The organism is Sphingobacterium sp. IITKGP-BTPF85 (genome assembly GCF_001006065.1).
In the GTDB taxonomy this organism is placed as follows: domain Bacteria; phylum Bacteroidota; class Bacteroidia; order Sphingobacteriales; family Sphingobacteriaceae; genus Sphingobacterium; species Sphingobacterium anhuiense.
The window spans coordinates 47,850-59,187 of record NZ_ASZT02000017.1 but is presented as its reverse complement, the minus strand read 5'-3'; the positions used below and the strand labels follow the sequence as shown (position 1 = coordinate 59,187).

Here is an 11,338-nt window from a genome sequence, read left to right as displayed (position 1 = left end):
AAAAGTCACACTCCTTGGGTCCTTTTCCTGAACTTAATTGAATATATACTTCCATTTTATTAACTTTCCATACGGACAAATTTGGTTTGAAAATTCCCAAAACTGTTACTAATTCTTTTTGATAACTCATCACTTTTTCAATATCCTTATAGGCCATCGGTGATTCGTCCATACTGCCTCCGATAACTTGAACACCAGCATCGGCTAATTTTTTACTCATTGCTGTTTTGGTAAAAAGGGATTTTGCATCAGCTCTCGAATATAATCGTCCCGCACCATGTGAAGCGGAATTTAAACTTCCCACATGTCCCAAGCCTTCTACTAAGTAGCCTGGTGCGGTCATCGATCCGGGGATAATTCCCAAAACACCTTTACCTGCCGGCGTCGCACCTTTACGATGTACAATACATTCCTGACCACCGACCATTTCCTTCCATGCAAAATTGTGATGATTTTCGATTGTCACTACAATACGCTTACCCAAGGCCTTAGCAATCCGCTGATGGATATTTTCATGACATGCTTTTGCATAGTCTCCTGCCAAATTCATTGCTAACCAATATTCCTGCCCATCATGTGTATTTAGGTCTAACCAAGCAAGGTGCTGTACTTGACGTGGTAAAGGACATTGCTTTTTAGCCAGATATGTATAATGTTTTGCAATATTTGCTCCCAATCCACGAGAACCACTGTGTGACAATACGGCTAAGTATTCACCAGCAACAAGTTTCCATTCAGGTTTGGGGTGTGTAAGCTCAATAATTCCAAATTCAACGAAGTGATTTCCACCACCTGAGGTTCCCAGTTGCTTATAAGCTTTGTCTCTCAAACTTTTTAAAAGCGGGATGTCCTGAAATTCGGATCGATAGAATAGCTCATGGTCACTTTTGTTCTTATGCGTTTCATACATTCCAAATTTGGTGTGTTCTGATAAGATATTTAAAAGCATCGCATCTTTCCCTTTTATGAACGAGGCTGGCAAATTAAAAATAGACATACTCATACGACATCCAATATCTACACCAACACCATAAGGAATAACAGCCTGATGTGTAGCTAAAACGCCCCCAATAGGTAGACCATATCCCGAATGTGCATCGGGCATTAATGCGCCCGCCACTGCAACAGGAAGTTTTAAAGCATCATAGAGTTGAAATTTAGCCTTTTCATCAATCACATCTTCTCCAAAAATGGAAAATGGAGCGCGCTGTTTCAATAACTCCTGCATTTTCACTTCAACAGGCTTGATCAAACCCTCTGCTAACTTGCCCCAAATCCCATGATGATGAAAGATGCTAGGGTTAGACAATACCGCACTTAATTCTTGTAAGACAGCTTCTTTCTTCTCACGCTTTCTATAACGTTGTATTTGATTTAAACCAATATTTATTGTATTATTTTGAGGAAAACCTAATTTTATGAGGTCTTTCCCTGAGATTTTACTTCCCATGATTGTATTATAAAATTGAAAAATGTGTTAAAAAAACACAGTGAATATTTGGAAACAAGTTCCAATAATTGTCAATTCGGAAAAATTTGCATGTAAAATATAGAATAAACAAAAAAGCCCGAATTATCTTCGGGCTTTTAATATAATGATTTGATAGAATCCTTTATATCTGGGCACGAAGAACCATGACCGCATCTTTTGCAGTAATGTTAATGGATGTTATAGTAACTATAGACATTTTTGTGTTCTCCGTTTAAAGGGTTATTATTATTTATCGTGACAAATATATTATTTATTTTGAATTAAGTAAAAATTATTTTAAAAAAAATAATACGGCAATGCCTTCTTCTTCAAAATATTCTAAAAAAGTGCTTGATATACACTATTACAATTTATATTTTAATAGAAAAAATGCTAAAATCACTTTCCGAAATTTTTCACTAAATAGATTTATTACAAATTGATCAATTAATGTCTAAAGTCTGATATGCTTTTGCAAGATTGACTAGCTCTGGTAAAGCTCTGAAAGTAAAATAAGCGATATCATCATCTTGTCTTTCCCGAAGAAGTTTGGTATAAGCATTGACACTTGCATTAATATGTTCCAAAAATAACTTGTTCCACTTACTTTCGGACTCATCACTGTAATATAAAAAAGATTTCTCTCCTGCTTTCCAGATCTGCTCAAACTGATTTTGATCTAGATCAATGGTTTTACCCTTGATAATGTCGACCAATATCGGTTGTGTATTTTTATAATAATTTCTGATCTGTTTGCATAATACAAGTATATCCTTATTCTTACTGTGTTTTTCCATCAACTGTGTCATCACCAGCCCCTCAGTTCTCATAAAAACAATGTCTCGCAGTATATGCTCATCTTTATAATCCTGCGAAATAACAGCCGAACTTTGAAAAAGTAAAAATATAGTTATGATAATTGAGTATGTTTTTGAATGTGCTTGCATACGATTTGAATTAATGATAAATATTGGGTTGTCACTATTTTACTATAATGGAAGCAATAAATGTGCTTTCTTTTGACAATTATCATTAAAACAGGTATTTATAATAATAAATAAAGAGTTTACCACCTTTAAATGTATTTTTACTTAGAAAATTTTTTAAAGTCCAATTTACAAGTCTACTACACGACATCAAGACCAAGCTACAATTCTATTATCTTCCTATATTTTCATCATTATATGTAATTATCCTAGATTTAATAATTTCTATAAAATTCATGAACATAAATTCATTAATAAACGAATACTAAAATATATAGCAACTGCATTGCGGTTAATAAAGACAAATTTACAACTCAATTTAATACTAATTATTTTAGTTTTATTTCATTTTTCAAATTAAATTTAGAAGGATTTTTGCATCCAAAAATTAAACTAATTTATTTAGTATTCGGAATCTCATTTTCTCTCACAAATGAGATTAAAAGAGAAATTAAAATAGCTAACATTTTTAGTTTAATTGATAAACTAACTTATTTTCAATAAATTATAATCACAAATACTTGTGTTTTATTTTTAAGTCATGTTATTAAAAGCACTATGAATCCCTTTAAAATTTATATTTAAAATATGTATAATAAGAAGATTTGCCAATGTTATTTTGAACAAAAAAATATGTGGTCGAAAGACAAGTTCATCCATTTAATTTAGATACTTTGCCAGTACTTCACCTATCACCATCTACTCCGCTATAAAAATATTTTACCCTCTGATGCAAGTAAATTCCATTTGAAAAATTTAAAGTCCTTTTTTTTCAACTTCAACACAGGTCACAGGAAAGCTTATAATTATATTTTCGATGTTTTTGTCGTAAACATAACAAGTAGCGTCAGAGGGTTTAAAACAATATAATATCGTAATCAAAAAAAATCAACCTAGACTATAACTGTATTTTGATACCTAATGAAATATTACGCCCCGGAAGCGGCGCGAGGTATTTCAACAATGAGTTTTGAGGGCGTGCTTCTACATTTAGCAAATTATGACCCGATAAGTAATATGTAAAAACATACTCCCTAATTTTAAAAGAATAACCAACTTGTGCGGCGAGTAATGAATAAGATGGCATCGCTGGCTCAAGATTTATATTTTTCCCAAGGTAGCGTTGCTTTAAATAATGATCAAAAGTTGTATTCCAGTAAAAACTGTTCAAAGTCATCGTAGTAGATACGCCATATCTACTTGTTGGCAAATTAGGCATATAGTCACCCTCCGCCCAAGTACGCATTTTATCATCAGCAGTATTTTTATTTTTGACAAGATCTGCAAAAGTATTTAACTCAAAACTATGTTTATCTTTCCATTTAAAATTATAGGAAGCTTCCAATTCCCATCCTTTGATTTCTGTATCAGAAGCACGCCACTCTTTCACCAGAAAACCGCCAGAACGAGATATACCGGTGTGACCGAGGTAAATATAATTATCATAATTGCTACTGAAGTATGTTGCTGCCAGATGGAATCCACCTAAATTTAATCCCGTACCAAGCTCATAAGATCTTGCCGTTTCTTTACTCAAACGATCATCTCCATTTTCCTCTACCAAAATTGCAAAATGGTCATTTCCCGCATACAGTTCGTTGACCTCTGGAGCACGCTCAGCATGAGAATATGACGCCTGAACATAAGCAATATTTAATAGATGATAACGAATATCACCAGAAAACTGATTCAGATCAAAATCTCTTGGTGTCAATTTTCCACCGGCCATGCCTCTACTGGGTGTGTAACTGTTATCAGAAAGAACACGTCTTGCCACCCAGTCATGACGATAACCGAAATTGACTGTAAATAAATTATGTTCATATTTCTGCAATACAAAAGCTCCCAATTCTCTACTTAGATTGTTGGGAAGATATTTCTGTTCCCCTACCCCATCCATCCGTATAAATGAAAAATCTAAACCACTTATAGCTGTCCAATCTTTACTGAACTGATGAAGTAGTTCTGATCTTGTCGTATGTCTACGTGTATTAAATTTGTTCACCTGATAAATACCGACAAGTTCACGATCATCAGCAAATTGCATCGAATAATTAAATTTTATTTCCGTGATTTGTGAAAAAGATGGTTTAATAGCGCTTTCCATTGATAGGATATGTGACCAAGCACGGGTATTGACGGGTTCATATATTGGAGCTGGCAAAACAACATCATGACTATGTTTTGGTTTTGCCGCTTGTGCAAATCCTGGCACACCATAATAACCTTCTAGAGCCCGGTAACCAATTCCCACGCTGTAGTTTTCTTTAATAAAGCTACTCCCAACATTAACCGAGCGGCTTTCAGCATGACTATTAGGCATAATTCCACGAGTAACCGGAACATAATCTGTTATACCGTGAATAACTTGTGTGTAAAGGGCTGTTGCTGGGTCCTGTCCAGCAATGTATTGGTCATTAGTAGGATTAGGAACCTGCTTACCACCAATAAACGAGTATTGCTGAAAAGTATAAAGATCGGCCTCGGACAATCCCCAATCGGGGTCATTCATATGGTCTTTTACAAATTGACTAATATACGGATATAAGGACAGGTTGCGGATAGTTTCCCTATCCACGTGTACCTGTGCCATTGCTTCTGTCAAGTGATCGATAGTCGAGTCGTACGCAATAGGAGCTTTTGTATTTGCGGGAATCTTCAGGTTTTTATGACTCTGATTCATTCCTCCTATATTCCACACCCAGTGTTTCCCAAGATTGCCGGCAATTTGTAAGGCCTGGCGATTACCATTATTTGTTCCAATTTCAACAATTGCTCTTCCTGACGATTTTTTTGAAAGTAATGATTGTGGAACGGTATTATCCTTGAGATCAACAGCTCCACCTATTGCCTTGCCACCATATCGTACACTTGCAGAACCTTTATAAATATCAATACCACTTAAATTATCCATATCCAGATTGACATTCAAATTAGGACTCATCCCAGAAAGGTCATGCATGGAAATTCCATTGCTAAGTATTTTTACTCTATTACCGCTTAAGCTCCGAATCATAACGCTTCCAGAATTTGGTCCAAAAGAAGCATTTTGCACACCAGAAATATGACTGAGACTCGCACTCAAAGTTTGTGTCTGGATCTGATCTAGCTTTTGTCTATTAATTTCTACGCGACGAATATTGTTTGTTTTTATGCCTATAACCTGTGCACTTGGAAGTTTTATATTTTTCAAAGTGTCGAGAGGTGTCCTACTTTGTCCAGAACTTTCTTCACACAACAGTAATAAAGCGACGAAAAGCGGATAAGCAATAGTTTTATTTGAAGTCATCATACCTTGTTTTACATACATTTTGTTGCAAAGGTATAAAACAATATCATTAATGCAACAAGATTGCATTTGCAACAAACAATTATTACCTTCAACAAAATTTATCAATCAAAATGAATTACATGAACAGATTTCTTGCCCTAACCGCTTTCGCGGCATTATTGCTTTCCGTTGTAACCTCTTGTAAAAAACAAATTGAGGAGCCCGTGGAAACAATTCATTTCCAGCTCCCTCAAAACCTGAATCTTGTGTATGGCGAAACTTACAAAATCAATCTACCTGAAAATTTAAAGAATTTAGACGCATTATCGCTAAGTTTAGATTTTTCCCAAACGCCAAATCTAGCAATAGGCTCAGCTAGCAGACTTCACGACAAACTCATTGCCGGCATTACTGTTGATGCTGAAAAAATCAGATTATAATCAACACGACCCTTCTTTACCCCAGTGGCGCACCATCAATTTCCGGTCTACGCATTCCAGACAACTATAATATTACGGTTATAGCAAAGTCATCAGATGATGCACAGATTGGAAAAGAAGTTTAAATTTTAAAATCGCTCCAGGTAAAATCGCTATAAAAGGATTGGAAAAAAAAGATGAACTACCATATTCCTATATGCTCTATAGCGATAAGGGCGCAAGTTTCGAACTTGACGCTCTGGCTACACCAACGGCAGGGACTAATTGGTACATGCCAACGGCTTCTGGGAATGAGAACATGGTAAAGATCGAAGGATCGCGTATCCTGATCAGTAATTCGGCGGGTGATCCAGCACAAAAGGAAGAACATGCATACGACCTCACTCCTATTTTGCAAAAAATGGCTTTCAGATCGCGTCAACTGTATTTAGAGTTGTATTTATTCCACATATCAAGTTTTTCTATGGAACATATTATCCAGATCTTAATCTGACTTTAAACTTGAACCTTATCCACATAGCAGTGTCTAACGGTTATCGTTCTGCTTCACCGACGCTATATCCCGAAAAATATAAAGCAAGTTTTACACTTGTATCCGTAGCTAAAGATGGAAATAGATATGACAATACTGCGGGTACATTTTCGGTCAATACCGATACAGGTGCAGTTTTAGTACAGAAAAGCGAGTCATTGCAAGCTGGAAGTTATAAGATTTTAGTTAAAGCCCATACAACTACAGATTTGGAGTTTACCACGGATCTTACTTTGGTTATGTCAGCTGGAGAGTAAACTGAAAACCCATACTATATTATTGGCAAAAATAACATTCCAAGCAGGTAACCCCTCGGTTACCTGCTTATCTCATTTTATAGGCATCCCACCATTCATCAAGCATATCGATAACTGGCAGAAGCGTTTTTCCCATTTCACTCAATTTATATTCCACTCGAGGTGGCGATTCCATGTACACTTGTCTGCAGATAATCCCATCACGTTCCAGCTCGCGCAATTGTAACGTTAATGTCGTCTGTGCCATATCTTCCATATCTCTTCGTAACTCACCGAAACGTTTTGGACACTGCTGTGCAATGGTCTTAATCAGTAATGCTTTCCATTTCCCCCCAATAATCTTGAAAATGCCGTTGACATCGCAACAGCTTTCCGAATTTTTGATTTTTTTTTCTTCCATAAAACCTTTATACTGAGCATTAGTACATAAAACGATACTAAGTATGCTTCTTATAACTACTTGATAACGACAATTAACACGCTTAAATTTGATGGATAAAATTACTAAAAACTATCCATATGCGTTTCCAAATTACTGATCTGCTCAAAGTTTCCGTGCTCTCTGCCGGAATATTTTTATTTGTGACAGATCTGTTCATTATTAATGTTTCTTTACCCTCCATGCAGCAATCACTGCAACTCAGCACCAGCGAAACTCAGTGGATCATTATTCTCTACGTCATCGGTTATGCCAGTCTACTTATAAGTTCTGGAAATGCAGGGAATTACTATGGCAGAAAAAAATGTACCTCATAGGCATGTTGGGGTTCACGATTTCCTCGGTCATCTGCGGTGTTTCCGAACATATATATATCCTGCTTTTTGGCAGACTTTTGCAGGGTGTCAGCTCAGGACTGATGGTTCCACAAGGTATTGCTCTGATAACTTCGCTCTTTAAGCAACAAGAAAAAAGAACGCTAGCACTTGGTATTTATGGAAGTATAGCTGGTATAGCATCCGTACTCGGGCAATTGTTGGGCGGTATCCTGCCCGATCAATCCTGGATCAATGAAAGCTGGAGGTTGATTTTTTAGTCAATATTCCTGTCGGTATCGTTGCCCTTATATCGGTATATAGTCTTATTCCCCGCATCGAACCTGATGTCAACGCAAAAATTAGTTACCTACCTATGTTCCAATTATTTGGTTTATTGATCGGTTTGGTTTGCCCTTTAATTCTGGGTCCAGAATTGCATTGGCCATTATGGAGCATACTACTTTTAATAGGTTCTCTTTTACTTTTATTTATATTCCTGAAGCAACAAAAAAACGCGAACAGAATAGTCTTTTATCTCTGATCAATTTCTCATTATTCGACAATAAAATCTTTAATTTAGGTTTGGCAGCGGCATTTGCTTATTACATGGTACAGGATGCGTATTTCATTATCAACTCCAATTACCTCCAGCTATACAAAAACTTTACACCTACTATGACCGGTGTTGCATTTGTTTATCAGGCATCGGCTATGTCATTGCCAGTATTGTAGTCAGCAAACTTGTACAAAGAAATGGAAAATCAGTCATTTTATATGGGTTAACCATTATGATCAGTGGTTTAATCGCACATCTATACGTTTATAATCAACCCGCAGTTTTCATCCATCAGGTACATGTCCTATTTTTCTATTATGGCCTAGGGTGTGGTACCGTACTACCTTCCCTTATGACAATGGCAATAAAAGATATCAAGACAGATTTGATCGGTACTGCGTCCGGGATTTACCTCACCATTCAGCAACTTTCTATCTGTATGGGTATAGCACTGGTAGTGGGTATTTATTTTCACGATCAGAATAGTGTATTTTTAAGCATGGAAAATCTGAATCATGCTTACGGTATTTCTTCTGTTATTTCTATTATATTATTGGTAGTTGCTGGTCTTTTTATAACACTTTTACCTATTCGAAAAACAGGAACTGTAAAATGAAGAAGTTATCTTCAATAACTATACAGAATAAATTAATACTTCATAATCTACATTTTTTTATTTATTTTCAACATTTGAACCATCTTAAAACAAAAGTAATTATGAAAAAATCACTCAGTCTAGCACTAGCATCACTATTAGGGCTATCTGTTCAGGCCCAACACAAACTTGATAAAATATGGGAAACAGATAGTATCATCAATCTGCCTGAATCCGTACTACCGGATACCAAAGCAGGTATTTTATATGTGTCAATCATGGGTAACAGTTCAGATCAGAAAGATAGTATCGGCGGTATCGGTAAGTTGGATATGAATGGTAAGGTTATCGATCTGGAGTGGATTAATGGTCTTAATGCACCAAAAGGACTTGCCAAGCATGGCAACACGCTTTATGCCGCAGATATAACCGATGTTGTTATTATCGATATACCCTCAAGCAAAGTGCTTCATAAAATTCCAATAACCGGATCTGCATTCTTAAATGATATCACTGTAAGTGACAAGGGTGTAGTCTATGTCTCAGATACCAGAACTAAAAAAATTCACAAGATCATCAATAATAAAGCTGAGCTGTATCTTGAGAATATAGACGGTGTCAACGGATTGAAGGCAATAGGAAAAGATCTATATATCGCCGGAGGAAATAAACAGTTACTTAAAGCTAATGAAAAAAAGGAGCTAACGACAATTGCAGACCTACCCTGTGGCGGTGACGGTATCGAACCGATCGGCAATGGAGATTTTATATACTCATGCTGGGGTGGCTATATCTATTACGTACATGCAAATGGAAAATCAGAATTACTTTTAGATAGCACAGGAGAAAAGAAAAACACAGCAGATATCGGTTACGATCCTATTAAGAAAATCATCTATGTCCCTACCTTTTTCAAAAAGAGTGTTGCTGCTTATCAACTAAAATAACATAATTTAATTACACCTTTTTTAATAATACTATAGTTGTTTGCAACTACTTTAAACAACTATAGTTTCTTTTTTTTGATCAATAAAATAATTTTGCCTAGATAAAATATATGAAAAATACATCCAATAAAGATCTATCGTCGATTTAAGTTCTTTATAAAAAAAATACGCTATAAGTGCACAAGCTGCACTAGATATGTTAAGTTTTACAATTTATAACGATGACTTCGTGACTTTTCTTTGTCCAGTTTCGTTAAGAAAAAACGTTAATATAATAGCTAGTATTATACCCCCTATCCAGAATAATCCAGTTGACTGGAAATGAGATGATTTGTTTATTCCTAAAGACAGCGTTTGTCCGAAAAACTTACTAAATATAGGATTTAACAGCGTAGTTACACCAAAAGTTATAAAGTTCATCGCTCCGGTAGCGCTACCTTTAACCTCATCAGGATTAGACTCTTTAATAACTGAATAAGGAATCATTGCAGCTCCGGAAGCAACACCAAATATAAAATTAGTAGTATATACAGATATCAGATCTGGAAGAAAAAGAATCTGGCCAATTGCTAAAATCATAACCAGAGCACCTACTAAAAGAACTGGCTTGCGCACACCAATTTTATCCGTTATATAACCCAAAAGTGGACAACCCAGCACCCATCCCATAGGAATCATGGCACTTGCGATTGTTGCTGCATGAAAACTAAAATCTTTATCCTGCTGAAAAAAGGCAACACCCCATGTCATGGCAAATATGGTTGTAGGAGCAAACAATAACCCTGATATCAAACCACATAACCAGGACTGAGGATTAGAGAAAACAACCTTGTAGGGCCATAAAATACCTTTTGAATCTGTGGTTTTCACAGCTTGGTTTTTATCTTCATTTTTCGGTATGATAAGTAATAAGCCAAAAGCCACTAGAATAGTGATCAAACCAGCCCCTAACCAAAAATGGTTAATTTTTAATCCTTGTTCAACCCATGGGCCAACAACAAACTGCCCCGCAGAGCCGGCAAGCATACCTACACATTGTGTAAATCCTATGGCTGTAGCCAATGACTTTGCAGAAAACCCTTTCGAAGCGAGGTACACACATCCAGGAAAGGCAAATGCACAGCCTGCGCCTTGTAATAACCGACCGGTATTGCCAGCGAAAGAACTAGAAAGTACAAAAAGCAGGCAGCCAATACCTAAAATCAATGTACCTGTAAACAAAGAATATTTTGCTCCAAATTTATCAAGAGCAAGACCCGCCAGTAAACTAACAATAGAATAGGTATAATAGTAAGTGCCTATAATAGTAATGAGATTAACCGGTGTTACGTTAAATTGCTCAGCCAGTTGGAGTAGCATGACTGCAGGAGATGAACGGATTACATAATCTAAAAAATAGAATAAAAGTCCAAATACCCATGCTATAACATATAATCTGGTGGTTGACGCTACTTTGCTTAGTCCCATTTTACTATTTTTACCTATATCAAAGTTAAGAAATTTTAAGGCGCAGTATTCTATTAATTA

11 protein-coding genes and 1 pseudogene are annotated in these 11,338 nt (G+C 36.0%); 7 read left to right on the top strand and 5 right to left on the bottom strand.

Annotated elements, in window-relative coordinates; all coding sequences use genetic code 11:
* The 3 genes from L950_RS05600 to L950_RS05590 form a co-directional block, all read right to left on the bottom strand.
* On the bottom strand, positions 1–1,450 hold a 1,450-nt coding region (locus L950_RS05600; RefSeq protein WP_021188364.1), incomplete at its 3' end, for an RtcB family protein.
* A gap of 464 nt (positions 1,451–1,914) precedes the next feature.
* A complete protein-coding gene (locus tag L950_RS05595; RefSeq protein WP_156169544.1) occupies positions 1,915–2,301 on the bottom strand; it encodes a hypothetical protein in 387 nt (128 codons plus the stop codon).
* A gap of 1,054 nt (positions 2,302–3,355) precedes the next feature.
* A complete protein-coding gene (locus L950_RS05590) occupies positions 3,356–5,767 on the bottom strand; it encodes a TonB-dependent receptor (protein ID WP_021188362.1) in 2,412 nt (803 codons plus the stop codon).
* Between the two features lie 101 nt (positions 5,768–5,868).
* On the opposite strand from L950_RS05590, the gene L950_RS05585 reads away from it, so the two are divergent.
* The 3 genes from L950_RS05585 to L950_RS05575 all read left to right on the top strand — a co-directional run bounded on the left by L950_RS05585 (position 5,869) and on the right by L950_RS05575 (position 6,957).
* Positions 5,869–6,168 carry a hypothetical protein gene (locus tag L950_RS05585; protein WP_021188361.1) on the top strand — a complete coding sequence of 100 codons (300 nt, stop codon included), beginning with the start codon at positions 5,869–5,871 and terminating at the stop codon, positions 6,166–6,168.
* 163 nt (positions 6,169–6,331) lie between these two features.
* Positions 6,332–6,661, top strand: coding sequence for a hypothetical protein (locus L950_RS05580; protein WP_021188360.1), 330 nt, complete (start codon positions 6,332–6,334; stop codon positions 6,659–6,661).
* An 8-nt stretch (positions 6,662–6,669) separates the two neighbouring features.
* Positions 6,670–6,957: a hypothetical protein gene (locus L950_RS05575; protein ID WP_156169542.1), complete on the top strand. Its 288-nt coding sequence runs from the start codon at positions 6,670–6,672 to the stop codon at positions 6,955–6,957.
* A 67-nt stretch (positions 6,958–7,024) separates the two neighbouring features.
* Here L950_RS05575 and L950_RS05570 read toward each other — a convergent pair whose 3' ends face one another.
* The gene (locus L950_RS05570; protein WP_021188358.1) at positions 7,025–7,357 is read right to left on the bottom strand and encodes a winged helix-turn-helix transcriptional regulator; all 333 of its coding nucleotides are present in this window, start codon (positions 7,355–7,357) and stop codon (positions 7,025–7,027) included.
* A gap of 119 nt (positions 7,358–7,476) precedes the next feature.
* Here L950_RS05570 and L950_RS37110 point away from each other — a divergent pair.
* From L950_RS37110 to L950_RS05560, 4 genes and pseudogenes are all read left to right on the top strand, one after another.
* Positions 7,477–7,991, top strand: a pseudogene (locus L950_RS37110) (MFS transporter).
* 169 nt (positions 7,992–8,160) lie between these two features.
* Entirely contained in the window at positions 8,161–8,445 is a 285-nt protein-coding gene (locus L950_RS25945; RefSeq protein WP_021188355.1) for a hypothetical protein, read from the top strand.
* The gene (locus L950_RS25940; protein ID WP_410528096.1) at positions 8,367–8,885 is read left to right on the top strand and encodes an MFS transporter; all 519 of its coding nucleotides are present in this window, start codon (positions 8,367–8,369) and stop codon (positions 8,883–8,885) included. Before L950_RS25945 ends, L950_RS25940 begins: the two co-directional genes overlap by 79 nt.
* A gap of 101 nt (positions 8,886–8,986) precedes the next feature.
* Positions 8,987–9,811, top strand: a complete 825-nt coding sequence (locus L950_RS05560) for a hypothetical protein (protein WP_021188353.1) — start codon at positions 8,987–8,989, stop codon at positions 9,809–9,811.
* Between the two features lie 213 nt (positions 9,812–10,024).
* On the opposite strand, the gene L950_RS05555 is transcribed toward L950_RS05560, so the two are convergent.
* Positions 10,025–11,278 (bottom strand): MFS transporter, encoded by a 1,254-nt coding sequence (locus L950_RS05555; protein ID WP_021188352.1) that lies wholly within the window; start codon positions 11,276–11,278, stop codon positions 10,025–10,027.
* Between the last annotated feature and the right edge of the window lie 60 nt (positions 11,279–11,338).